Below are 25,469 nucleotides of genomic sequence, written 5' to 3' on the forward strand. Positions count from 1 at the left end.
TTTGGGATTAATCTATATTTGTAAACAACTAACAGGATTAAAGAAAAAAAACGTAAACTTTTTTCAGGACGAGACAATCAACCTAATCAACCTAATCAAACCCCATCATAGGCATCCTGTAAATCTTTAACAATGAGTTTATCCATTTTCATCATGGCTTGCATCGCTCTTGCCGAGCCGGCTTTATCGGAACCATATAACACTTTGCCCAGGGTTTGTGGTACAATTTGCCATGATAGGCCAAATTTATCTTTAAGCCATCCGCAGCGAGATTTTTCGCCTCCTTCTGATAGTTTTTCCCAATAGTAGTCAACCTCCGCCTGATCCTGGCAGTCAACAAACAGCGATATAGCTTCGGTAAATTTAAACATAGGGCCACCGTTTAAAGCCATAAACTCCTGGCCGGCCAGGGTAAAAGTGCCTGTCATTACCGGGCCGTTTTCTCCAATGCGGGATATATTACCAATAGTGGATTCTTTAAATACAGATGTGTAAAAGGTTATTGCTTCCTCTGCCTGGTTATCAAACCACAAAAAGGGGGTAATTTTTTGTTTAATTTTCATAATAGCGGTTTTATTGATTTAAACAAATATACCGGTAACCATAGTATTTAATGAGGGTGGGATGAGACATTTTAAGGGGCTGTTTGCGAACGAAATACATACGTTAACATGCTCAAAAAAGATTGCCCCGTTTTTTTGCAGGTATTTAATCGCTGCGATATTTTTTCTTTAGGGTTATGATTTTAACGCAATTTAACACAGGGAACATATTGGTGGTTTTTAAAGTTTGTTCTTAATAATTCCATAACCGTTTGGTGTTGATAGGCGCATAGTGTCTTAACAACGTGAGGGTAGTTTTGTAGGAAAAATTAACTTAACGATGGAAAAAAGATTACTCAAAGTTTCTCGATGGTTGCTTATTGTGATCACTTCGGTGTTTGCATTCAGTAACTTATACGCCCAGAATCTGACGATCAGGGGTATAGTTTTGGATGATGCTAACCAACCATTACCTGGTGTTAGTATCATGATCAAAGGCTCAACTGTTGGTACTGCAACAGGAGTAGCCGGCAGGTTCACTATCTCTGCCGAAAAAGGTCAAACCCTTACTTTCAGGGTTATTGGTTTTGCAACCCAGGAAGTGGTTGTTGGAACCGATGTTAACCTTTCTATCTCACTAAAACCGGATACCCGCGCGTTATCAGAAGTGGTTGTTACTGCGTTAGGTGTTAAAAAGGAATTTCAAAAATTAGGTTACTCTCAATCACAGATCAGGGGCGATGAGTTAACAACAGCACGTGATGCAAACCCGCTTAACTCGGTAGTTGGTAAAATTGCAGGTTTAAGTATTGGTGCCAGCTCTGAATTTGCCGGTGCACCAACTGTAGTTTTACGTGGTAGCAAAGATATTTTGTACGTTGTTGACGGCGAGCCGGTAGCATCTGATACTTATGACTTTAATGCCGATGACGTTGAAACTTACACCGTATTGAAAGGCCCCAACGCGGCTGCCCTTTACGGTTTCCGTGGTATTAATGGTGCTATTATCATCACTACTAAAAGAGGATCAAAAGATAAAAAAGGCTGGCAAATTGATTTCAATAGCACCACTGAGGCTGAGAAAGGCTTTATTGTAATGCCCGAAAGTCAAACAGAGTACGGTCGTGGTACAAACTTCGGCTATAGCTATGGTAACGTTTTGTATGATAACAAGCAACGTTTGCCAGAGTGGGGGCCACGTTTTGATGGCGTTTTTCAAACACAACAATATGATAGCCCTTATGATCCAACTACCGGTATCAGGCAAAAAACGCCGTGGTTGGCCCGTGGTGCAAATAACTTTAACAACTTTGTGCAAACCGGTATTACAACTACCAATAGTTTAGCGGTTGCAGCCAGCGGATCAAACTATGATATTCACATGTCATATGGTCATACTTACCAAAAAGGTGATTTCCCTAATACAGGGTTAAACATCGATAACTTTAAAATTGCCGCAGGTTATGATATTACATCTAAATTACGCATCGAAGGTGACTTAAACCTTAACGAGCAATATTCTCCAAACATCCCCGATGTTGATTATAGCCCGCAAAGCTATGTGTACATGTTTAAAGTATACGGTTCTGCCGATTATGATGTACGTGATTTGAAAAATGTATATCAAGGTCCTCAGGGTGTACCGGGTTTGCAGCAATATGCGCAGGAATACGGACGTTTAAATAACCCTTATTTTGTTGCCGATAAATGGCTTAAAGGTCGTACAAAACAAACAGTTTACGGTTCATTAAAGCTTAGCTATAAATTTAATAAGGATTTGAGCATTGCTTTACGTTCTGCATTAAATACCTACAATGAGCAGAATACCGAGAAAGTGCCTGCAGGTGCTAACCTTAACCAATACCTTTCATGGTATACTTTTGGCTGGTATGGCGATTACAGGCAAGACGATCGGAACCTGTTAGAAAACAATACTGATTTAACATTAACCTACAACCACAAATTTGGTGATTGGAATGTATCGGCATTAGCAGGTAGCAACGAAAGGTCATTTACCTATAACTCTGATTGGGGAACTACCCAGGTATTGGCTTTGCCAGGTGTTTACAACTTAAACAACTCTGCCGGTAAACCATACATCTACAATTTTGACTCTAAAATGCAGGTGTATAGCGGTTACTACTCTTTTGACTTAGGTTACAAAAATTACTTCAACGTAAACACAACCGGTCGTGTAGATAACCTGTCTACCTTACCTTCAGGTGCTAATACTTTCTTTTACCCATCGGTTGCTTTAAGCAGCGTGGTAACAGACTATGTTAAATTGCCTGAGTTTATTTCATTCTTAAAACTACGTGGTTCATTTGCCGATGTTAAAGGCGGTTTAACGGCTACTACAATTGGTTCATCTTATAACGCTTTACAGTCAACAGCATTAGGTACCGGTTGGAATTCAAAACCAGTTAGCGGTTTATTAGGTTATGGCTCTGAGTTATACACACCTTACAACGGTCCGGCTTATACCAACGCGTCGCCTATTGCAACAGGTACTTTTTACAATGGTACTCCTTCGGTAACTTTATCAAACACTATTGCCAACTCAAAAATCAAACCTTTCGACGTTCAGTCGTACGAGGCAGGTTTTGACGCCAAGTTTTTAGGTAACAGGTTAGGTTTAAACGGCACTTATTTTACTACCACCAACGGACCAAACATTTTCCAATTAGGTGTACCAACCTCAACCGGCGATGCCAATCAACTGGTTAACGGCGTAACTACCAGCAAACATGGTATTGAAATTGAGCTAATGGGTTCGATATTGAAAAACCCTAACGGTTTAAACTGGGATGTTAACGCTAACTACTCAACCTACAGGGAAACAATTAAATCAATTTACGCAGGTCAAAATACCTTACAGCAAAACAATCACAACTATGTAGTTGGCGATAGACCAGATGCAATATATGGTACTAAGTTTATACGCGATGGCAGTGGTAATATTGTAAATACTGCCGGTGGTTTACCATTAACTTCACCAGGTGGTTTGTCAAACCAGGGTTTGTTAGGTTATGCTAATCCCGATTTCTCTTTTGGTATCACCAATACATTCACCTATAAAGGTTTCACTTTAAGCTTCCAGTTTGATGGTCGTGTAGGTGGTAAAATTTACGACAGAACATACTACCAATCAATGAATGGTGGTACCAACCTTGAAACTGCTACAGGCGCTTTTGGAGCAGCCCGTTTAGCAGAATGGAACAGTACTAAAGAAGGTACAGTAGGCGCAACACCATCATACGTTGGGTCTGGTGTTCATATTGTGAGCGGTACACCAACTTATGTTGGCGGTCAGATCAGTAACTTAAGTCAGTTAACTTTTGCTCCTAACACAACTGCCGTAACAGTACAGAGTTATGTATCAAGCGGTATTGCCGGTAACTTTGATGAGTACTACATGATAAGCCGTACTTATGCTAAGTTACGTGAGGCAACTTTAAGCTATTCATTACCACAAAGCTTATTGAAAGGAACTTTCATCAGAAGAGCGTCATTTGGTATCGTTGGTCGTAACTTATTATACTTCGCTGCCCGTAAGGATATCGATATTGATCAGTTTGCTTCTGGTTACAATGCATCAGACCGTAGTTTGGTAGGTACCAACGGTGGCAGCGATCTGGAAAGCCCAACCGCGCGTCGTTATGGATTCAACATCCACTTAACATTCTAATTATCTAATTGATTTAAAGAAAATTTATGAAAATAAAATCATTAATTCCATACGCCTTGTTGTTAACAATGGGTGTGGCATCATTAACCGGTTGTCAGAAAGGGGATTTGATCAATAACCCTAACGTTGCCGGCGAAAACTCAATCGTTCCACTTTCTTTGTTACTTAACCACATCACTGCAACACAAATTCGCAGCGATGAGCAGCCATGGGGCTATTCGCAGGTGGCTAACCAATATGTTATTGCTAACTACTCTTATTACAGGGGTAATAATACTTATAACTTTGGCAACACATCTGATAGCTATGACATATTAAAATATACGCTTAAGCTTGAACAGCAGGCAACTGCCCAATTAGGCAATCAAACTAATAAATATTATGCCTTAGGTGAGTTTTTTAAAGCATATGCTGGCATTTGGCTTAGCCAAAGAGTAGGGGATATTCCATTTTCACAAGCCGGTAACCCATCGGTGCTTACCCCCAAATATGATACCCAGCATGATGTTTACAAAGCTGCGCTTACCGAGCTTGACAATGCTAACACACTTTTAGGCAATATCATTACTGCTAACCCTACATTGGGCAGCACTATATTAGATGCAAGTGGCGATATTTATGGCTTAACTTATACGCAATGGCAAAAAGTGATTAACACTTATCGTTTACGTGTATTGATCAGCCTAAGCAAACGTGCAACCGATAATGCCGACCTGCAAATTCCGCAAACCTTTGCAGCTATAGTTGGTAACCCTACTAAATACCCCGTTATGACCGGTAACGGCGATAATCTGGTATATAAATTCAACGCCGTAAACAGGTATCCAACATTTGCATTGGGTTTAAACCCTTATAATAACTTTGCCAATCCGGGTAGTACGTATGTGAATATTTCTGTAGCTACACAAGATCCACGTTTGTTCGTGACCTCAACTCCCGCACCTATACAGGTAAGCGGTGGTAAAGCTATCGGTGATTTTTCGGCTTACGTAGGGTCAGACATTAATCAATCACAGGCCGCTTTGTTAACTAACTCTAATAACGGTATGTATTCATTTAACAGCTTTACCCGTTATTATAATGACGCAACAGGTGCAACAGCAGAGCCATTTGTATTTATCGGTTATTCTGAAATGTGCTTTAATATAGCCGAAGCTATTAACAGAGGTTGGGTAAGTGGCGCAAGTGCTGCTACCTGGTATACCAATGGTATCAACGCTTCGTTAGCATTGTACGGAATCACCAATGGCCAAACATTAACAGTTACTTTCCCTATCTCGTCAACAGAAGCTTCTATTAATCCTAAGGGGCTTAAACAAGGTGACGCCTGGGGAACTGCAACTGCTAATACTACCCAGTTTTTGGCTAATGTTGCTTACGCTGGCGATAATGCTACCGGCTTATCACAAATTTTAACTCAAAAGTACATCTCATTGTTCAACAACTCTGGTTGGGAGGCATTTTATAACTTCCGCCGTACTGGTTTACCTGCCCTTGTGCAAGGCGGTAGTGGCATTGGTACGCCAACTAACTTAATTCCTCGTCGTTGGCAGTATCCGGCTTCAGAGTCGGCTTACAACACGGCCAACTACAACGCGGCATTAAGTTCACAATTTGGTGGTACAGATGATCTTACTAAGGATACCTGGCTTACTAAATAAACCAAACTTAAACTAATATTTACCAGAACAGGAACTTAGCAATAGGTTCCTGTTTTATAATTTAAACGGATATGAAATTTTTAAGTGTTTTATTGTTGACGGTTTGTGTTGCGGGTAGTACCCGGGCTCAGATTGCAGATAGTGCCAAACGTAAAGTTGATTTAAAAGGAGCTGTAAACTTTCGCGATTTGGGTGGTTATACAACTACCGATGGGCACCATGTAAAATGGGGAAAAGTTTACCGCAGCGCAGACATGAGCAAACTTACCGATGATGATCTGGCCGAATTACAAAAAAGGAACATAGCCTATGATGTAGATTTGCGCGGTACACAGGAAGCCAAGCAAGCACCCGATAGGATGAATGCGAATACAGATTACATCCTATGCCCGGCTGGCAGCGAAAATGTGGGCAATATGATGAGTGGCTTTAAAAATGTTAAAGGAAACGGCGATTCTATCCTCATTAATTATTACAGCAATATAACCCCGCTTGCAGATAGGTATAAGCCAATGTTTGGGAAGCTATTGAACTTACCGGCAGATAAAAGCCTGGTTTTTCATTGCACTGCCGGTAAAGACCGCACCGGTATTGGCGCAGCGTTATTGCTATACAGTTTGGGTGTGCCCTACGATACCATTATGAGCGATTACGAAGCAACAAACTATTACCGCGCTACCGAAAATGAAAAAACAGAAAAGCTTATGGTAAGGGCTATGAAGATAGATGAAACGGTAGCTAAAAATGTAATGGCTGCTAAAAAAGACTACCTTGATGCTACCTTTAATGAAATCATTAAAAAGTATGGCTCAATTGACAATTATCTTAAAATACAAATTGGTTTAAGCGATAAGGATATCAAAACACTAAAAAAGAAATACCTGGATTAATAATCAAATAGGAAATTCTGTAAAAGGTCGCCCAAAAGGTGGCCTTTTCTTTTTTTAGTGATGTTTTTAATTGTTAGTTTTAGTGAAGTTTAAACTAACCTCACATCATGAAGAATTTTTTAAAGCTGATTGCCCTGGTGGCTATCACTTGTTTTTACGCATGTAAACAACCAACTACGGTTCAACAAAGCAGTATTAGCCTGGGCGACTATTTTAAAGATACCACAGCCGGAGTAAAAGACGGTGGAGTGCAAATGATTACCATTAATACCCCCAAAGGTAAATTTCATGTATGGACGAAGAAATTAGGTAACAACCCTAAAATAAAGCTCCTGTTGCTAAATGGTGGTCCGGGTGCTACTCATGAGTACTTTGAGTGCATGGAAAGCTTTTTACCTGCCGAAGGGATAGAATTGGTGTACTACGATCAGTTAGGCTGTGGTAATTCTGATAATCCTAAAGATACCTCTATGTGGAGTTTGCCACGTTATGTTGAAGAGGTAGAGCAGGTACGTCAGGCTTTAAAGTTAGATAGCAGCAACTTTTACCTGTTAGGGCATTCATGGGGTGGTATATTGGCTATGGAGTATGCTCAAAAATATCAGAAAAACTTAAAGGGCTTAATTATATCAAACATGATGATGAGCGTGCCCGATTATGGTAAATACGCCAATGATGTTTTAGCTAAACAATTTGATCCTAAAGTATTAGCTAAGATCCGAGCTATTGAAGCAAAAGGCGATTTCAAGAACCCAGAATACATGCAGTTGCTGCTACCTAATTTTTATGCCAAACACATTTGCCGTATTCCGTTTGATCAATGGCCCGAGCCGTTAAACCGTTCACTTGGTAAATTGAACGAGTCATTATATGTAACAATGCAAGGCCCAAGTGAATTTGGAGTAGCTGGTAAATTAGTTAAATGGGATAGAATGGCTGATTTACCTAAAATTGCCGTGCCTACGTTAAGCATTGCCGGTCAGTACGATACAATGGACCCTAAGCATATGGAAAAGGTAGCACAGCTGGTTCAAAACGGCAGCTATTTGTATTGCCCCAATGGCAGCCATATGAGTATGTATGATGATCAGCAAACCTACATGGCGGGGCTAATTAAATTTATCAAAGGTGTAGATGCCGGAGAAAAGAAGATTAAGATGTAAAATCATCATTAAAAATAAAACGTCCGTTACTTCACCATAAATAACGGACGTTTTATTTTTAATGCCAGCCTGCTTAGTTTTTGACGGCCAGTACTTCCACTGGTTTTAAAAATGTTTCTTTAGATAAACCGGCCTGTCTTAATATCTTCGTATAATCGTAATAAACCTGTTTGTATAGGTGGGGCTCTATTGCTTCAAAGTTAGAGCTCTTTAATAGTGTTTCTGCTATGAAGGTAGCAGAAAGCTTATGCCCATACTCGTCACAAATTTGTATAACAAAACGCCAGTAGCTGCCTAATTTTGTATAGTCGTTGCTCAGCAACGCTTTTTTTATCTTTAAGCTGTAAACCAACGATTTCATATATGATGTAAATGTGTTTCCATCATTATCATACAAATCATTAATAGGCATATAAATACGGGTGAGTTCTTTTAAATTACCAAGTTTATGATATGCCTCTGCTTGTAGCGTATTTAAAAAGAAATTATATATCGGCGTATCTCTACCATCGTTGTGATTGACACGTTTGATAACGTTGATAAACCGCAGTATTTTTTCGGGATGTTGGCAAATTATTAAAGAATACCCTGCAATTAAATAAATGAGATCGTTTGCCGGATTCTTGGCAACGCTGGCTGCCTTTGGAGGATTAAAAATAAAATGCGTTAAATCGCTAAAAAACGATTTCTTAATAATTCCGTATTTGAAAAACTGGTAAATAGCATCAACACAATTTAATGGGTTTATGATAAACTGTTGCATTTCCTCGGTTGGGAAACTTTTTAATTTATGAATATATCCCTCAAGCTGGTTAAACTCAAACTGTTGAATGGCTATTATTGCCAGACCAGTGTAAGTGATTATCCTTTTTGTGGCCGACAATTCAAATTTAAGAAGTGTTTGCAAGGTTTTTTTATAGCTGATGTTGATAAATTCCAGGCCAAAGAAGTAATAAAACAATTCATCGGTACATGTTTGTTTAAAGAAACCCGACATGGATTCGCTATGCGTAACAGTGGCACTCATTTTTTCGAGCAAGCTTCCTAAAAAGATGACTACCTCTGATTTTTCGTGCGGTGTTAATTCTGTTAATGATAATAGCTCAAAACACTCTTTTTGATTGTTTTTGATAGCATGTATTATGCACCATTTTAATACGGCAATTTTACGTTCATTGTTTTTAAATAATTGGTTTATGGTAGTTGTTAACTTGTTATCAAAACATTGGTTACTATCATTTAAAAATTTGGTTGCAATAGTGAACTCTAAAAAATTGTTATTTCCAAATTGCACCCTGGTGTTAAATTGCGATTCAATGCTGGTATTAATTTCTTTTAAAAAGCCAATACTTAGCAACTCGTTATAAGCGTGACTATATTGCCTTAGCAGATCGTTAACTTTAAGCTTGTTAAGATCATACTCCCGGTTTTCAAAGTCCATATTTTCAACAAGCCCGTTTAAAAGGAGTATTTTTTCGGTTGCGTAATGGCCCAGGTAAACCTTATTTAATATAAAGGTTGATATAAGATCATAAATGCTAAAATGATCAATATGGTTAAGTGTAAAGTTTTCCTTATGTTGCTTGTAATAAAATTGGAAATATAACGGGTTAGTAAAATCGTTGGCAATATCTGTTGTTATATTGCTTTGATTGGCGGGGTTTATTTTATTGCTGAGTTCCTTTATCTCCTGGATACTTAAAAGAGGTACATTATCGCCAGATTGATCATCTGTCATAAAGCCATGATACCATTTATCCTGGTTATTGGCCAATGTGTGCTTGTTATTAGTCCAGTTTGATGAACGCATGGTAAGTACCAGCTTAAACCAGTTTTGTGCCTGGTAAAAAGAAAAGACGTCCATAAGCTGATAAAGCATTAATTCAAACTGATCGTTCTTGAACATATGTTCATCAAAGCCATCAATAACAAGATAAAAATTTCCCTCCTTACGGTTATTTACATCGAGTAATGACATAACATCTTCTTCTGGCGTGTAGCCAAGCAACGTTAATAGCCAGTCATTAAGGTCGCGGCCACTTAAAAAAATACTCATTAGTGCGCTGCTGCTAAAAAATAGCACAATATCGTTGGTTCGGGCGTTTATGTTATCTGCCAATTTCTCATCTATCCAATGGCATAAGGCTATTGTTTTACCATAGCCAGACGGGGCGGTGAATACTGTAGCCGCGTAATCTCCTCTCAAAAATTCGGCAAAATGATCGTCGATAAAACCTCTTTTTATAGTTTGATTGTATGGAATACCTGATTTGTTTTTTAAGGCCTGTAACGTAAAATTGGTAATTTTTAAGGCCTTGCTGTTTAATGTTTCCCAATTAACATTCGTAGCATTTGATTTCGCGGTTTTATTATCATGTTTTTCGCAAAAATCATCCCATCCGTTATATCCACAATATTTAGCCATTACATCAATGGTAAATATGGAGGGATTAAACTTACTGTATGCAAAACCATAGATACGTTTTAAGGTGGTTTCACTCACAATAAATTTGGTTTTGTTGAAAATAAGCGCCGAGATCACTTTGCAGTCGCTGGGGGTGACACTTTTAAGATTAGATACATTTAAGACACACGATTTTAACAATTCAAATGAATGAGAAGAGGTGGCTGTCATATATTTAGGATTTAAGTTATAGTCAAATATTGCTACGGAACGATTGCTTTTATTATTCCAGGTTGGTAAGGGGTTTCAACTTGAGGGGGAGAATAATAATTTATGAATGTAACGATTGTTAATAGCTAAAAGGTGCTACCAAAATACAAATGAATGGAATGAATGTGGTTTCATTTAATGAATAAGAGTTATACCGGTTTTAACAATAGAATTAATAGGGTTTGCTTAGTTATTACTTATATTATATTTTATTCATATATAAATATAGTTATTGTTTTGTAATAAATAAAAAAATCGCATCGGGATTCATCTTAATCAATAAAAAATCTAAAGCAATCAACAACACATTATATCAATATGTGGCTGCATATAAAATTATGCGATATAGTTAAAAAAGGAGCGTTATAAGCGGTATTTAGGTTAAGTTTTTTAACTGAGTATGGCATTTTATATCCATTAACCTGCCGGTAATGGCAAGTTGAGGGTAGCAAACAATAAATTTACAGCAACTTATGATTTAATCGATTGCATAAATATAACTATAAGGCATATGTATGTCAAGTTAATTACGGTATAAATCATGATTATAATCAGGTATACTACCGGGCTGGACGGCAATCATCGGTAATGGTTGTCAAAGTCTCCTGTTGCGTAGGGGCACGGCTTGTTTAAAATTGTTTTATAGATGGATAAGCCGAGCCATCATATTATCTTTTCCATTCACTGGTGTGAGTTCTATTCACTTTATTCAAAGCAACTGAAGCTCATTTATATTGCCTTTTCTGCCTTAACTTTCCACTTATTAAGCCCGTATTAAAAAAAGACGATTACATAATAATATCAGGATTGAAAATACAAACAATTGCAAATTATACATCTAACACCAAGTGCATTAAGCAAATCTTATAAACTAACACTATGAACAACACCGATATTTTGGCAGAAAAACTCGATTTTTCTTATAAGAAAGAAGTTAGACAAGGTGATTTGATGAGTTTAATAGCCATATGTATTAATTACTGGTATTTGTTTGTGATAAGCCTTATCGCCTGCTCCATTTTCGCATTCTGCTATATTAACTATTTACCCACTCAATGGAATGTGGCGGGTAAAATCATAGTTGAAGACGATAAAAACTCAACTTCAAAATCGCTAACAAACGGCGTGAACGCCGATCTGGCGTCGTTATTTGACATAAAAAGTAATGCCGATAATGAAGTGAAGGTTTTAAAATCAAAAGGCCTTTTAAAACAAGTGGTATCTAAACTCAATTTAAATCTGCATGTACTTGATAACAATGGATTACGCAAGTTTGAATTGTATGAGGATGCTCCATTTGTAGTAACAGCCATCTATAAACAGGATTTTTCAAAACTCTCTAAATTCGATATCCAGGTAATTGACGACTATCACTTTAAATTAAGTGATGATAAAGAAAACATTGCTTTAGCCGGAGAATTTGGTAAGCCTTTGGAACTCAATAAATACTCACTTATTTTAAATAAAACCTCAAATTTTAAACCCAAAGGCGATTATGTTGTAAAGGTGCAATCTGTAAAACAGGCAGAAGCAGAGCTTTCGGGAAATTTTAACGTGGGTTTGGATGATAAGCAAGCTACGGTGATTAATCTTCAACTCACTACCGGTAATCCTGTTAAGGGAGAGCGGATATTACAAACATTGATGAAGGTGTATATGCAAAATAACCTTTCAAATAAGATAAGGATTGCCGATAGCACCATGAAATTCATTGACACCCGCCTTGTTGTGGTTGGGGCAGAGTTGAACAAAGTGGAAAAAAGCCTGGAGCAATATAAGGTTCAAAATAAAATATCGGATATCAACGCGCAATCAAAGGCTTTGGTTGAAGGTGCAAATCAGTATCAGGATAAGCTAAACGAAAACGAGGTACAGCTGGCGGTAGCCAATGATCTGTATAAGTATGTAAGTAAAGAAAATAGCAACCAGGTTGTGCCCAGTTCATTGATTACCAAAGATATGGCATTTGGCACTGCTATTAACGCTTACAATGAGATGCTTTTAAAAAAGGAAGAGCTTAAACTTACCTTAACCGAAAACAGTTCCTATATCGAGAATCTCGATCAGCAAATATCACTGGCACGCAAGGCGCTTTTAACAAGTTTAGGTAATTATCGTAATAGTTTACAAGTTTCCCAATCAGCGTTTCGCAAACAAAATTCTACTATCGAAAACCAGATATCTACCGCCCCGGTAAAGGAAAGGATTTATTTGGACTACGCCCGGCAGCAGAGTTTAAAGCAAGACCTTTATTTGTTTTTGCTTCAAAAGCGCGAGGAAACAGCCATATCACAAACGGCAACCCTTTCAAGCTGCCGCATTTTGGATGATGCCGAAAGCGACGAGGCCCCATTTGCCCCCAAAAAGTCGCTGATATACACATTGAGCGTGTTCGCGGGTTTGTTTTTACCTGTAGCCGGACTCAGTATAAAGGAAATGTTGAATATCCGCATCAATTCAAAATCGGATATAGACAAACATACAAGTGTACCACTATTGGGTGAAATAAGCAGGAACCCTAACAAAAACCGGAATTTGATTTATAACGACGCGCGCTCTATTATATCCGAAGAGATAAGGGCCCTGCGTACCAACTTAAAGTATGTAACGGAAAAAGGCAAATCGAACGTAATTCTGTTTACATCAAGCATGAGCGGCGAAGGAAAATCGTTTATTTCCCTTAACCTGGGCAACTCTATAGCCATATCGGGCAAAAAGGTAGTTTTACTGGAGCTCGATTTGCGCAAGCCACGTTTGTTGAAAAATATGGGGGTCGATAATGATTATGGTTTTACAAATTATGTGATATCGGGCGGAGAAATCGGTGTTGATGAAATTATTAAACCATCAACCTTTAACGAAAACTTTTATTTTATTTCATCTGGTCCTGTACCTCCAAATCCGGCCGAGATTCTGATGAGCGATCATCTTAAAACCCTGATAGACGATTTAAAAACAAAATTTGACTACGTAATTATAGATAGCGCTCCTGTGGGCCTGGTATCAGATGCCCTGATTATAGAGGAGTTTGCAGATATGACCTGTTATGTAGTAAGACAAAATTATACTTACAAATCGCAATTAGGTATAGTGAATGATTTGTACAAAACAAAAAAAGCAAAGCGGTTATACCTCATTGTAAATGATATTGATCTGCATAAAAATAATATAACCGGCTACGGTCACGGCTATGGAAGTTACGGGTACGATGTTATAGAAGAGAGTACTCAAAACGGGGTATCAAACCTGATAAAAAAACTGCACATTTTTTAATAACCAACAGATGATTCAGGCAGTACAAGCTAATGTGTTTAAGTTAATTAACAGGGGGCATGAACGCTCTGTTAAGGCTAAAAAGAATATCCTTAAATCGGTGTTTCTTAAGGGCGGCAGCCTGGTTATTTCGTTTTTGTTAATGCCGCTTACCATTAGCTATGTAAACCCAACACAATATGGTATTTGGCTAACACTAAGCTCGTTTATTATATGGGCAGGTTTCTTTGATCTGGGTATGGGTAATGGTCTGAAAAATAAACTTGCTGAAGCCATTACCCTTGGCGATTTTTCAAAAGCACGCAGTTATGTAAGTACGGCCTACCTGATGTTGATTGTTATTGCCATTTTAATGTTTACAGCTTTCTGCATCGTAAACCCTTTTATTAATTGGCAGGGCGTATTTAATGTTAACTCATCCGTATATAACAACCTGGGGCAATTGGTATTTTTTACCATTTGTTTCTTTTGCATCCAATTTGTTGTACAGCTCATAAACACCATTTTAACAGCCAATCATGAGCCTGCTAAAAGCGCTGTAATAAATCTGGTAGGCCAGGTGCTAACCCTGGTATCAATAATTGTTTTAATGAAGCTTAAAGCAGGTACATTAACAGACCTGGTTATCATTATGGCCGGCTTGCCGGTACTGGCCCTCATTGCCGGCAGTATCTGGTTTTACAATGGCAGTTACAATTATATAGCGCCACGCGTGGGTTCATTGAATTTTAAATATGCCAAAAGTTTGCTGTTTACAGGCAGCGCGTTCTTTATTATTCAGATAGGGGCCTTGGTGCTGTATGAAACTGATAATATTGTTATAACCCAGCTGCTTGGCCCTGCAGAGGTAACAACTTTTAACGCCGCGTATAAACTATTCTCGGTGATACTCATGTTTTTCCTTATTGTGATTACCCCGTTTTGGAGTGCCTTTACAGAAGCCTACACCAAAGGCGATCATCAATGGATAAAAAGCACTTTAACAAGTATCAAAAAGGTATGGCTGGTATTGAGTTTATGCACTGTGCTGTTATTACTGGCATCGCCATGGCTTTACGCGTTGTGGCTGGGCAAAAGTGTTGCCGTTCCGTTTAGCCTTTCGGTAAGTATGTGCCTTTACACTATAGTTTCTATATGGCAAACTATACACGTTTATCTTTTAAATGGCACGGGTAAAATTAAACTTCAATTATACCTGGTTACGGCAAGCGCCGTAGTAAATATCCCATTGGCTATACTACTGGGCAGGTGGTTTGGCCTGGCGGGTGTAACAGCGGCCAACACCGTTTTATTTATAATAATGAGCGCTGTTTTTTATATACAAACCAATAAAATAATTAACAAAACGGCTACCGGAGTTTTTAACGAATGATTTAAAACATTAAACCTAAATACTTATGAAAGCCTATATAGATAGTTCATTTATAACAAACCCACTGGGCGAGTACTTAAAATGGCTAAAATGCAAAACCGTTTATCAGCTAAGATATTGGGGCAATCACTTGCGTATAGGGTATTTGAGTAAAGTGAGTAATTCCAATTTTGGAAGGTACAATACACTGGGGGCTCAATGTATTGTTAGCAACTGCACCCTTGGCGATTTTTCATACATCAACAGTTTCAGCTTTGTGTTAAATGCAAAAATCGGGCGGTATTGCTCAGTAGGCCCCAATGTAAAAATAGCTCCGGGTAAGCACCCTACCTCTGTTTTTGTTAGCACACACCCGGTAACTTTCAATAATCAGCCAAACCTGGTCAAAAACTATTGTACGGAACCTAAGTTCAAAAACCATCAGCCGGTTACCATTGGTAACGATGTTTGGATAGGGGCAAATGCAATTATTATTGATGGCATACATATTAGTAACGGCGCTATTATAGCGGCCAATTCATTGGTGATACGTGATGTTGGGCCATATGAAATAGTGGGCGGTAATCCTGCTAAATTCATCAAAAAACGTTTTGACGACGAGCAGATAAAATACTTGTTGGATACCGAGTGGTGGAACAGAAGCGAAGAATGGATTGAGGCTAATATTGCCAGGTTTTGGGATATAGAAAATTTTGTTGAACCAACTTTAGCAACAGTGTAGTATGATATATCTGATCAGAAAATTTTACAGGGCGTTGCGTGTTTTGTACTACAAAATGGCGCGGGGATATTCATGGATCATCAGTTGTTTTAAATTCTATTTAAATGGCGTGCAGTTTTCAGGTGATTTTATAGGGTTTGGGATTCCCATTCTTGATATAAACATGAGGGGGCGGTTTACCATTGGCAGGCGTTTTAGGTTTAACAGTGGTAAATACCATGCCATGGGCGGCCGGCAGCAGCAATGCTATTTTGTAGTGGCCGAGGGAGCCGAATTATCCATAGGTGAAAATGTTGGCGTTACATCTGTAGCTATTATTTGCCACGATAAGATAAGTATTGGTAATAATGTAAAAATTGGCATCAATACAGTCATTTACGACACCGATTTTCATTCGCTGGATGCGAGGTACAGGAACAGCTATCCCGAACGGCTGGATGGCGTAAAATCAAGGCCTGTGGTTATTAAGGACGGTGCATTTATTGGCGGGCACAGCACTATTTTAAAAGGTGTAACCATAGGTAAAAACTCAATTGTAGGGGCCGGCTCTGTAGTATTTCAGGATATTCCGGATGAACAAATCTGGATAGGTAATCCTGCCAAGTTTGTGAAAGAAAATCAATATGCGGGAGTTTTAATATAAGTAGCATGAATCAGCAAAAGTTAACATCGTTTTTATTGTTAATACTTATCCTGGCTTCATTTTTTCACATCCAGGCTATAGCGTTAGGAATTGCTTTGGTAATTATTCTGTTGCCAATGGATCAGCAAGCTACTGCTATAAAAATGGCCCGTTTATTTCTCTTTTTAATGTTACCTGTAGTATTGGGTTTGCTGGTTGGGTTTGAAAATGATACTTATCTCATTTTCAAAGACTTCTATTACTTCACCATTCCATTGTTGTTTATAACAGCCGGCATAGTTATGGCCTGCCGCCTTACTATTGATCAGTTTTTAAAAACATTGATTTACGCGGGTGTTATTACCTCTATCGTAGTAACCTGTATTTCTATCTCTTATATAGGGTTTGGGGCACTAACAGATCCATACTCGGCCCATTATGCCATGGGTATTGTTGGTACTCCCGGCCCGCCGGTGGCATTGGCTTGTTTGCTGCTTACCCGTAAGTTTAATATCCGGTTATTTAGGCCGCTTTGGTTTAACGTGTTTACCGCCATCAATGTAATGGGCATTTACATGTTTGCTTCGCGCACGTACCTTATTATTACACTTTGCTTTTTGCTGTTGCTTATAGCAGATCGGGTAAAACGGCTTTGGATTCCGCCGGTAATACTTTTATTGGTTATTGCGTTTACACTTATTCCGTTTGATGCCTTAAAAGTTAACTCCGATGGCACCTTTATGGGCAAAATATTGGGCTCATTCTCGGAAGTGAGTATAGGACAGTACACCAGCGAACAGGATATTAATATGCAGTATCGTGGCTACGAGTCGTTTATGGCGTTAAAGGGCTACACTGAAGGGGATACCAAAAACTGGATTTTCGGTGGCTTAGGTAAATTAATTGATCTTAAAACTTTTGTGCGGCTTGGCGAGGATACCGATTTTCAGTTTATACCGGTGCTGCACAATGGCTGGCTTTACATACTTGTAAAAACCGGCATTATTGGCATAATTGTTTATGCTGCTGTTTTTTTAAGTCTTATTATCATCAATTGGCGCAAATATGCCGATAGTAGCAGTCCCCCTATAATCAGGCTTTTCTCCGCTTTGGCCGTTGGATGCATTATTAGCCTGTTACTTACCAACTACATAGTAACCGCCTTTTTCAATGTGGAAATGAGCATTTTGATGATTACACTGGGATATAGCTATCTGAATTTTAATTCATTGGTATTTAAACAAAAAGAACGTGAAGAGGCCTTGCAAATAGAATTTGAAAGCCCATCATTTATTTAAATAAGCAATATGGAAAAGCAACTGTACTTATCGCCAAAAGTTACCATTATTACTATTGCCTATAATGCCGCCGCAACTATCGAACTTACTATATTGAGTGTACTGGGGCAAACTTATGAAAACCTGGAATATATTATTATCGACGGCGGATCAACCGATGGCACACAAAAAATTATTGAGAAGTATAAGGGAAAGATAGCCCAATACATCAGCGAGCCAGATAATGGTATTGCAGATGGCTTTAATAAAGGGATAGCCATGGCCACGGGCCGTTGGATAGGGATGATCAATGCTGATGACTGGTACACCCCCAACGCCGTAGAGGTGATGATGCACGGCATATCTAAACATGATGATGTATGCTGTGGCAATATTATGCTGGTTGGCTCCAATGATTTTGAACGTCAGAAAAAAAGTAAAGTAGGCTGGCTCAACTTCGGCATGTATATTATGCACCCTACGTGTTTTATAAAAAAAGAGGTTTATCGCGAAGTAGGCAGTTACGATACCGGCTTAAAAATAGCGATGGATTTTGATATGTTTTTGCGCATTAAGCGTAAAGGTTTTAAAATAAGGCATATTGATAAAGTGGTGGCCTACATGCGGCTTGATGGGGTGAGCAATGATACCGTGAAAATGCACCGCGAGGAGCTTAACGTTATGCGCAGACACTTAAACGGGGTAAGTTACTACTGCTCATACCTGTTTAATTATTTAAACAGGCTACGCTGGCGGTATTTTTATAAAGATCCTTTAAGAAACCTTGCCAATTCTTAAATAACATGAAAAAGCGAATCCTGATATCTGCCTACGCGATATCCCCGGTTAAGGGATCGGAATATGGCGCGGCCTGGAACACGGTGATAAACCTGGCAACTCAACATGAGTTATGGGTGCTATACGGCATGAGCGATAGTTACATGGGCGATACCCAAACCATGCGGGCGTTTGTTGACGCTACGCCTTTAAAATCTGTTCACTTTGTGGAGGTAAAACCTGGTTGGCTGGCTAAAGGCATTACGCTGCTTGATAAGGCAGGCCTGGGTTGGTTCTTTTACTTCGCATACTATTTATGGCAAAAAAATGCCTTGAAAGCAGCCCGGGAGATTTGCAAAACTGTTGATATAGATGTAGTGCACCAGTTAGGTCCGATAGGCTTTAGGGAGCCGGGATTTTTAGCTCAGCTTCAAAAGCCCTTAGTGTGGGGACCTATTGGTGGGATGAATAAAATTGACAAACGCCTGCTGATAAATAAGCCATGGCTAACCCGGTTTAAATTCATGCTAAAAAATTATATCAATCATTTGCAGCTGAACTATTCAGGTAGGATAGCACGGGCTTTTGAACAGGCCGACGTATGTATTGCGGCTACATCTTCCGGGCAGCAAACCATTTCGGAAAAATTTGGCGTCGAAAGTTATTACCTGTCAGAACAAGGGGTAATAACTGTCCCTTTTCTCGACGAATTAAAATTCAAATACATTAAGCAATGTGTACAGCTTGTTTGGTGTGGCAATCTCATCGAGCGTAAAAATTTGGATATGTGCCTGGATGTGCTATCAGGCCTGCAACAAGCAAACTGGAAACTTCACATATTGGGCAGTGGGCCAAATGAGCAAAAACTGAAGCAAAAAGCAGCTAATCTGAATTTGCAAGATAAAATAACATGGCATGGACACATTCCTCGCGCCGAGGCTATTGGCATCATATCGGCATCACATTTACACATTATTACCAGTATAGCCGAAGATAATCCCGCTGTAATATTTGAAGCGCTTACTTACGGCGTACCAACATTAACAATTGACCATTGCGGGATGGGCGATGTAATTTCTGATAAAAGTGGCATTAAAATAAAGAATGACGGCTATACGGTGATGGTTGATAAAATGAGGGCAGCATTAGTCGCCGTTTTAAATAACCCCTCTGTTTTAAATGGGTTAGCTCAAACAACCGTGCAAGAGGCAAGTAAACATAACTGGAATGCCCGGCTCACTACGCTTAATAGCATGTACAATAAAGCCATTGGCATTCATACGGCACGGACTACAGGTTTGCCGTTAATCTATTCGTCATTAACTTCTTGATTATGAAAAACCAGAGTAATAATAAGATGAAATTGGGAATAGATGCCAAATGGTATTTTAAAGGCCCGCCGAGTGGTAACATGGTGGTAAAAAACCTGGTTGACGAAATGGTGGCCGGTAGCCATCCGGATATAGAACTTTATTTATTTATAACAAAAGATTTTAAACAGCAGGCCATTGAGCAGTTCCCGGGTGCGCTTAAGCTTATTTTTTTACCTGCAATACCCAATTTACTGAATAATGTGTTGCTTATACCTATGTACGCCCAAAGGTATAAACTGGACGCTATGTTATTTCAGAATTTTAATAGCATATGGCCAAAGAAGTTGTTCAAAGTAGTTTATATACATGATGTTTTATTCCTCGATCATCCGCAATATTATTCAAAAACCGAGCTTTTCTATTTCAGGCAAATGAAAGGCCTTGCAGCGAAATCAGACCTGATTATCACTATTTCCAATACCGAAAGAGATCGGTTAATACAAAATAATGTGGCGCAGGGAAACAAGGTTTCGGTTATATACCATGGTGTTAATACCAATTTTAAGGTATTAGCCAATTATTCGGTATCGAGGATTAAATCGGTAGCTTTCAAATACCATTTGCCTCCCAAATACCTGCTTTATGTAGGGAGGGTTAACATCCGGAAAAATATATCCAGCCTGGTAAGCGCGATAAAGTTACTTGATGATAAAAGTATAAAATTGGTAATAGTAGGCGAACAAGGTAGCACAGCCGATGCTTTAAAAGAACAAATAAATACAGAAAGTTTAAACAACAGGGTAATTTTTACAGGACACGTGCCAGAAGAAGATCTGTATGTTATTTACGCCAACGCCACCGTGTTTTGCTTCCCCTCGTATGCAGAAGGCTTTGGTTTGCCGCCGTTGGAAGCTATGCAGTGCGGGGTTCCGGTCATCGTATCAAACAGAACCGCTATGCCCGAAATATGCGGCAGCGCAGCTACTTACATAAATCCCGACGATACCGGCGATATAGCACACAAGGTTAACGATTTATTGAATGACATTGACTTATATAAGCAGAAAGTAATAGCAGGAGTTAAACGCGCAAGTGAATTTACCTGGCTCAAATCAGCAAACGGAATACTTAAATTAATTAGCGATGCACATAGTAATTGAAAGCGTAATACGCAAGCTTAAAAATAAGCCCGATTATAAGTTTGAAAGCAATTATAATTTCAGAGAATTGTTTGCAATTCTGTTTAACAGAATAAAACAGGTTTTGAGAGGCGCAATAAGGCGGCTTTTTTTAAAAAAAACACACGGGCTTTTGTTTATTGGCACCCACGTGGTTATTGATCATGCCTATCAATTTACCGCTGGGTGTAACCTAATTATTGAAGACAATACCTATATAAACGCGCTATCGGTAAATGGCATTACGGTAAAAGACAATGTATCCATCGCCCGTAATTGTACTTTGATTTGTACTGGAGTGATATCGCAGAAAGGTGATGGAATTGTTATTGGTAATAATACAGGGATCAACGCGGGGACATATTTAGGCGGACAAGGGGGGATAGAAATTGGCGATAACGTTATAATAGGCCCGGGAGTTAAAGTGTTTTCTGAAAATCATAAGTTTTCGGATTTGAGTGTAAATATTAAAGATCAGGGTGTTGTTCGCAATGGCGTATGTATTAAAAACAATTGTTGGATAGGAGCTGGCGCAACCGTATTGGCAGGTGTAACCATTGGCGAAGGCAGTGTGATTGCAGCCGGCAGCATTGTTACAAAAACAGTAGCGCCAAACTCAATTGTGGCAGGTATACCGGGCAAGGTGATGAAAACGCGCAACGATTTTCCATTGCCAGAAGACCAGGCCTATAAAATAAACCTTAAAGTTGTTTAAATAAAGCAATTAGCTATGAGTCATAAAAGTATTGATAAATTTAAAGGATCGTGCCTGTTTATAGCTTGCGGAATTATTAGTTGGTTACCGTTTCACTCCTTAAGAATATTTTTATTACGGAGTTTAAAAGCAAAAATTAGTTATAAAACAGGGCTTTACCGCGGCTTTGAAGTAAGAAGCCCCTGGAAATTGAAAATAGGGCATGGTACCATCATTGGCCATAATGCTTTGCTGGATGCAAGGATGGGATTAATTATTGGCAGTAATGTAAATATTAGTAATGAAGTAATGATTTGGTCCCTGCATCATGATTACAATGCGGGTGATTTTGCGCAAACCGGGCAGGCAGTTATAATTGAAGATTATGTTTGGTTGTGCTCCCGCTCGGTTATTTTACCCGGGGTTACAGTTGGTAAAGGCGCGGTTGTTGCAGCCGGGGCTGTAGTAACCAGAAACGTATTGCCGTACACGGTTGTTGGAGGAGTGCCTGCTAAGCAAATAGCCAACAGAAACAAAAACCTTAATTATGATTTGAGCGGCGCGGTATTGCCTATAATATAGATGATCTCTCCTTGGATAATCTATTTACCGAATTAAAACCACCAGGTAATATTGCTTTTCAATATCCGGGTAGGGTTCCCCCCAAAAATGTTGTTTTCGCCAGATAGTTTTTTAGTTATTAAAGATCCAGACCCCACCACGCAACCATCTGGTATTAAAGAACCCTTTAAAATATTGCAACGGCAGCCAATCCAAACTTTATTGCCGATGATAATTTCCGTTGGTTCATTAATTACGACACCATTTTCATCTGCTATGTAGTGAAAATCGGTATCCATTATCTGAGTTTGCCAGGATATGCCTGTGCCGTTGCCAATTACAATCCGTTTTTCTGCTATAATTGTAACCTCGGCACTCGCGGAAAAATCGTCACCGAAAATTAGTTCTGCATTTTTACTGACAATAATTTTACTGCCGTGCATAATAAATGCGCGCCCTTTAAATACTATATCGCCATAAACTTCCAAAATACCCCTGGTACGTTCAAAGTCTGAAACCCCTATGCGTGCGTAACCAATTTGAATCATGCCTGTTTTTACAGGCGCGTCAATGGTAATCGCGCCCTTCATTTTATACAAGAAAAAGTTTCGCGATATCAATATCGGCATTTTAAGAGCCGTTTTAAAAGAGAGGTACCTGAAGTTGAAAATGATACTTCGCAAATTAACCCTCTTAATAAACTTTATTGCTTTACTCATTTTTCGGGGGTATTATTATCTGTTATAAAGTATAATTATAATGCATTTTAATCAAACTAATATACCTGTTTTTATTTATTCTGTTCATTCTGTTTTTTCCTATACGATATGTTCAAATAAGGCTAATTATGCCCAATATACTTTGTTTATGCATACTTTTAAATATGCGATATCGCCAATCCGAATACGTGTTTGGAAATGTTGTTAAATATTAATTTGTAAGTATTTAAAGTATTAAAACATAATAATATGAAAATAGCTATCATCGGAACCAGGGGAATTCCAAACCATTATGGCGGCTTTGAGCAATGTGCCGAGTATTTAGCAGTAGGTTTAGTTAAAAAAGGATATGAGGTTGTAGTATACAATTCACACAACCATCCCTACCAACAAAAATATTGGAACGGGGTAGAGATTTGTCATTGTTATGATCCCGAATTTAAAATGGGAACTGCAGGTCAGTTTTTATATGATCTTAATTGTATTCGTGATGTACGCAAGCGCAAAGTAGATGTAATTCTGCAATTGGGGTATACCAGTAGTTCGGTATGGGGGTGGTTGTTGCCCGGCACTGCTATTGTTACCACAAATATGGATGGTCTTGAATGGAAGAGAGCCAAATATAGTAAGCCTGTTCAGGCCTTTTTACGATATGCCGAAAAACTTGCTGTGAGATACAGCGATCATTTGGTTTCAGACTCGGTTGAAATACAACGATATCTTAAGGGAAAATACAATGAGGATTCTTGTTACATCCCCTATGGCGCGGTGGCTTTTAACAATCCGGATGTATCTGTTTTGGGAGACTATAACCTCGAAAATGAGCAATACGATATGCTTATTGCAAGAATGGAACCCGATAACAGCATTGAGGTTATTTTGGATGGCGTTATAAAAGCTGGTTTAGACAGAAAGTTTTTAGTTGTAGGTAGCACCGATAATGATTATGGCGAATATATACGCGCAAAATTTCAGTTTCACAAAAACATAATTTTTGCAGGAGCAATTTATGATATGGGTAAATTAAACAATTTAAGATGTCATTCAAATTTATATTTCCATGGTCATATGGTGGGCGGTACCAACCCGTCTTTGCTGGAAGCAATGGCTTCAAACAGTTTAATATGCGCAAATGACAACAGATTTAACAGGGCTATACTGGGCACCGATGCCTTTTACTTTAATACAGCCGCGGATGTTGCGCTGCAATTGGCGGTAACTGTAAAAAGCGCCACATGTTACAAACAATTATTAACAAATAACATGGATAAAATAAATACCATTTACACCTACGATAATATAATAAACTCGTATTCAAATCATTTTGAATCAATAGTTTACGAAAGAGTAAAAGCAACTCCTCAAAAGGTATTAACTCCACAAATCACTTTTTCATTAGATCATTAATATGAAAACTATCCCCCATTATAATTATACACTACTTGTTTGTTTGTTTTGTGGATTAATTGGCTTTAGCGGCTGTTCAAGTAAGCCCTATCAAACCATGTTTGAGGCGAAGACCAATACGGCCGACGGAGCTGCCAGGCCTTTTACTATAGCAGGTGTTTACAAAATAAAGCCCGAAGATGTTTTGCAGGTGCGCAATCTGCAAAACATTAAATTTATCATGGACGATGTAAATACATCATCGTCATCAAGCCCTACAACAGCAGGAAGTAATGCAACGGCGCAAACTTACCCCGTTGAACAGGATGGAACGGTTGCGTTGCCCGTAATTGGTAGTGTATCTGTAGCAGGTTTAACACGACAGGAGGCTGCCAAAGCTATCGCCGATATTTATCGCAAAAAGTTGATCAAAGACCCCATTATTGAAGTGAAAATCATCAATTTAAAAGTTTCTGTTTTTGGAGAGGTGAGGACACCCGGTAATTACGCCTTGGTAAAAGATAAAACCACGCTGGTAGATGTATTAGGCCAGGCAGGGGGCATTACCGATAAAGGAAATGAAAAGCGCGTGAAAATTATTCGCGGCGGTACAGAAAACCCCCAGGTTACCGAAATTAACTTGAGCGAGCTGGAATCACTTACCAACCCTGCGGTTATTATGCAAAATGATGATATTGTGTATGTAGGCCAAAACAAAAGGGCTGTACGTAATGATAAAATTCAAAATGTATCAACCATTGTACAACCAACCTTGTTGCTGTTAAATACGGTGCTATTGCTGTTTACGTTGAAATAGACTTGTACCTCTATAAATAGCTAAATTTTAGCGTTCTATATCTACAGAGATTGACATTAATTAGGGAAGGGTGAAACCGGACCGGTGTGCTTTGGCATGCTGGTTCCGGTTTTTTTGTTTTGCGCAAAATCTCAAAATCTT

19 protein-coding genes are annotated in these 25,469 nt (G+C 38.8%); 16 read left to right on the top strand and 3 right to left on the bottom strand.

Annotated elements, in window-relative coordinates:
• Window positions 1–95: 95 nt before the first annotated feature.
• Window positions 96–563: a VOC family protein gene (locus QWZ17_RS26535; protein ID WP_290308365.1), complete on the bottom strand. Its 468-nt coding sequence runs from the start codon at window positions 561–563 to the stop codon at window positions 96–98.
• A 319-nt stretch (window positions 564–882) separates the two neighbouring features.
• Here QWZ17_RS26535 and QWZ17_RS26540 point away from each other — a divergent pair, with 319 nt between their 5' ends.
• The 4 genes from QWZ17_RS26540 (at window position 883) to QWZ17_RS26555 (ending at window position 7,944) form a co-directional block, all read left to right on the top strand.
• The gene (locus tag QWZ17_RS26540) at window positions 883–4,230 is read left to right on the top strand and encodes a SusC/RagA family TonB-linked outer membrane protein (protein WP_290308366.1); all 3,348 of its coding nucleotides are present in this window, start codon (window positions 883–885) and stop codon (window positions 4,228–4,230) included.
• A gap of 26 nt (window positions 4,231–4,256) precedes the next feature.
• Window positions 4,257–5,891 carry a SusD/RagB family nutrient-binding outer membrane lipoprotein gene (locus tag QWZ17_RS26545; protein ID WP_290308367.1) on the top strand — a complete coding sequence of 545 codons (1,635 nt, stop codon included), beginning with the start codon at window positions 4,257–4,259 and terminating at the stop codon, window positions 5,889–5,891.
• A gap of 71 nt (window positions 5,892–5,962) precedes the next feature.
• Entirely contained in the window at window positions 5,963–6,781 is an 819-nt protein-coding gene (locus QWZ17_RS26550; protein WP_290308368.1) for a tyrosine-protein phosphatase, read from the top strand.
• A gap of 107 nt (window positions 6,782–6,888) precedes the next feature.
• Complete coding sequence (locus QWZ17_RS26555; RefSeq protein ID WP_290308369.1) at window positions 6,889–7,944, top strand: proline iminopeptidase-family hydrolase; 1,056 nt, start codon at window positions 6,889–6,891, stop codon at window positions 7,942–7,944.
• A 73-nt stretch (window positions 7,945–8,017) separates the two neighbouring features.
• Here the strand turns inward: QWZ17_RS26555 and QWZ17_RS26560 are convergent, their stop codons facing one another.
• Entirely contained in the window at window positions 8,018–10,579 is a 2,562-nt protein-coding gene (locus QWZ17_RS26560) for a hypothetical protein (protein ID WP_290308370.1), read from the bottom strand.
• Between the two features lie 918 nt (window positions 10,580–11,497).
• Between QWZ17_RS26560 and QWZ17_RS26565 the strand changes: the two genes are divergently transcribed.
• From QWZ17_RS26565 to QWZ17_RS29750, 10 genes are all read left to right on the top strand, one after another.
• Window positions 11,498–13,891: a GumC family protein gene (locus QWZ17_RS26565; protein WP_290308371.1), complete on the top strand. Its 2,394-nt coding sequence runs from the start codon at window positions 11,498–11,500 to the stop codon at window positions 13,889–13,891.
• 10 nt (window positions 13,892–13,901) lie between these two features.
• The gene (locus QWZ17_RS26570) at window positions 13,902–15,263 is read left to right on the top strand and encodes a lipopolysaccharide biosynthesis protein (protein ID WP_290308372.1); all 1,362 of its coding nucleotides are present in this window, start codon (window positions 13,902–13,904) and stop codon (window positions 15,261–15,263) included.
• Window positions 15,264–15,288: 25 nt separating this feature from the next.
• Window positions 15,289–15,984: a CatB-related O-acetyltransferase gene (locus QWZ17_RS29745; protein ID WP_435404589.1), complete on the top strand. Its 696-nt coding sequence runs from the start codon at window positions 15,289–15,291 to the stop codon at window positions 15,982–15,984.
• Window position 15,985: 1 nt separating this feature from the next.
• Window positions 15,986–16,627 carry an acyltransferase gene (locus tag QWZ17_RS26580; RefSeq protein WP_290308373.1) on the top strand — a complete coding sequence of 214 codons (642 nt, stop codon included), beginning with the start codon at window positions 15,986–15,988 and terminating at the stop codon, window positions 16,625–16,627.
• A 5-nt stretch (window positions 16,628–16,632) separates the two neighbouring features.
• A complete protein-coding gene (locus tag QWZ17_RS26585; protein WP_290308374.1) occupies window positions 16,633–17,904 on the top strand; it encodes an O-antigen ligase family protein in 1,272 nt (423 codons plus the stop codon).
• A gap of 9 nt (window positions 17,905–17,913) precedes the next feature.
• A complete protein-coding gene (locus QWZ17_RS26590) occupies window positions 17,914–18,681 on the top strand; it encodes a glycosyltransferase family 2 protein (protein WP_290308375.1) in 768 nt (255 codons plus the stop codon).
• 5 nt (window positions 18,682–18,686) lie between these two features.
• A complete protein-coding gene (locus QWZ17_RS26595; protein ID WP_290308376.1) occupies window positions 18,687–19,991 on the top strand; it encodes a glycosyltransferase family 4 protein in 1,305 nt (434 codons plus the stop codon).
• A 2-nt stretch (window positions 19,992–19,993) separates the two neighbouring features.
• Entirely contained in the window at window positions 19,994–21,133 is a 1,140-nt protein-coding gene (locus QWZ17_RS26600; RefSeq protein WP_290308377.1) for a glycosyltransferase family 4 protein, read from the top strand.
• Window positions 21,117–21,866: an acyltransferase gene (locus QWZ17_RS26605; RefSeq protein WP_290308378.1), complete on the top strand. Its 750-nt coding sequence runs from the start codon at window positions 21,117–21,119 to the stop codon at window positions 21,864–21,866. Before QWZ17_RS26600 ends, QWZ17_RS26605 begins: the two co-directional genes overlap by 17 nt.
• A gap of 288 nt (window positions 21,867–22,154) precedes the next feature.
• A complete protein-coding gene (locus QWZ17_RS29750; RefSeq protein WP_435404590.1) occupies window positions 22,155–22,427 on the top strand; it encodes a DapH/DapD/GlmU-related protein in 273 nt (90 codons plus the stop codon).
• A gap of 32 nt (window positions 22,428–22,459) precedes the next feature.
• On the opposite strand, the gene QWZ17_RS26615 is transcribed toward QWZ17_RS29750, so the two are convergent.
• Window positions 22,460–23,035, bottom strand: coding sequence for an acyltransferase (locus QWZ17_RS26615; protein ID WP_290308380.1), 576 nt, complete (start codon window positions 23,033–23,035; stop codon window positions 22,460–22,462).
• Between the two features lie 339 nt (window positions 23,036–23,374).
• On the opposite strand from QWZ17_RS26615, the gene QWZ17_RS26620 reads away from it, so the two are divergent.
• On the top strand, window positions 23,375–24,532 hold the full coding sequence (locus QWZ17_RS26620; protein ID WP_290308382.1) for a DUF1972 domain-containing protein: 1,158 nt from the start codon (window positions 23,375–23,377) through the stop codon (window positions 24,530–24,532).
• Window position 24,533: 1 nt separating this feature from the next.
• Window positions 24,534–25,328: a polysaccharide biosynthesis/export family protein gene (locus QWZ17_RS26625; RefSeq protein WP_290308383.1), complete on the top strand. Its 795-nt coding sequence runs from the start codon at window positions 24,534–24,536 to the stop codon at window positions 25,326–25,328.
• The last annotated feature ends 141 nt before the right edge of the window (window positions 25,329–25,469 follow it).

Source organism: Mucilaginibacter flavus (assembly GCF_030409315.1).
GTDB classification, from domain to species: domain Bacteria; phylum Bacteroidota; class Bacteroidia; order Sphingobacteriales; family Sphingobacteriaceae; genus Mucilaginibacter; species Mucilaginibacter flavus.

Excerpts from the sequence above, each read along its gene's own strand:
- QWZ17_RS26590 (WP_290308375.1), top strand. The coding sequence starts at position 17,914 with ATGGAAAAGCAACTGTACTTATCGCCAAAAGTTACCATTATTACTATT.
- QWZ17_RS26570 (WP_290308372.1), top strand. The coding sequence starts at position 13,902 with ATGATTCAGGCAGTACAAGCTAATGTGTTTAAGTTAATTAACAGGGGG.
- QWZ17_RS26620 (WP_290308382.1), top strand. The coding sequence starts at position 23,375 with ATGAAAATAGCTATCATCGGAACCAGGGGAATTCCAAACCATTATGGC.
- QWZ17_RS26545 (WP_290308367.1), top strand. The coding sequence starts at position 4,257 with ATGAAAATAAAATCATTAATTCCATACGCCTTGTTGTTAACAATGGGT.
- QWZ17_RS26550 (WP_290308368.1), top strand. The coding sequence starts at position 5,963 with ATGAAATTTTTAAGTGTTTTATTGTTGACGGTTTGTGTTGCGGGTAGT.
- QWZ17_RS26615 (WP_290308380.1), bottom strand. The coding sequence starts at position 23,035 with ATGCCGATATTGATATCGCGAAACTTTTTCTTGTATAAAATGAAGGGC.
- QWZ17_RS26585 (WP_290308374.1), top strand. The coding sequence starts at position 16,633 with ATGAATCAGCAAAAGTTAACATCGTTTTTATTGTTAATACTTATCCTG.
- QWZ17_RS26540 (WP_290308366.1), top strand. The coding sequence starts at position 883 with ATGGAAAAAAGATTACTCAAAGTTTCTCGATGGTTGCTTATTGTGATC.
- QWZ17_RS29745 (WP_435404589.1), top strand. The coding sequence starts at position 15,289 with ATGAAAGCCTATATAGATAGTTCATTTATAACAAACCCACTGGGCGAG.
- QWZ17_RS26595 (WP_290308376.1), top strand. The coding sequence starts at position 18,687 with ATGAAAAAGCGAATCCTGATATCTGCCTACGCGATATCCCCGGTTAAG.
- QWZ17_RS26625 (WP_290308383.1), top strand. The coding sequence starts at position 24,534 with ATGAAAACTATCCCCCATTATAATTATACACTACTTGTTTGTTTGTTT.
- QWZ17_RS26560 (WP_290308370.1), bottom strand. The coding sequence starts at position 10,579 with ATGACAGCCACCTCTTCTCATTCATTTGAATTGTTAAAATCGTGTGTC.
- QWZ17_RS26565 (WP_290308371.1), top strand. The coding sequence starts at position 11,498 with ATGAACAACACCGATATTTTGGCAGAAAAACTCGATTTTTCTTATAAG.
- QWZ17_RS26600 (WP_290308377.1), top strand. The coding sequence starts at position 19,994 with ATGAAAAACCAGAGTAATAATAAGATGAAATTGGGAATAGATGCCAAA.
- QWZ17_RS26605 (WP_290308378.1), top strand. The coding sequence starts at position 21,117 with ATGCACATAGTAATTGAAAGCGTAATACGCAAGCTTAAAAATAAGCCC.
- QWZ17_RS26535 (WP_290308365.1), bottom strand. The coding sequence starts at position 563 with ATGAAAATTAAACAAAAAATTACCCCCTTTTTGTGGTTTGATAACCAG.
- QWZ17_RS26555 (WP_290308369.1), top strand. The coding sequence starts at position 6,889 with ATGAAGAATTTTTTAAAGCTGATTGCCCTGGTGGCTATCACTTGTTTT.
- QWZ17_RS29750 (WP_435404590.1), top strand. The coding sequence starts at position 22,155 with ATGATTTGGTCCCTGCATCATGATTACAATGCGGGTGATTTTGCGCAA.
- QWZ17_RS26580 (WP_290308373.1), top strand. The coding sequence starts at position 15,986 with ATGATATATCTGATCAGAAAATTTTACAGGGCGTTGCGTGTTTTGTAC.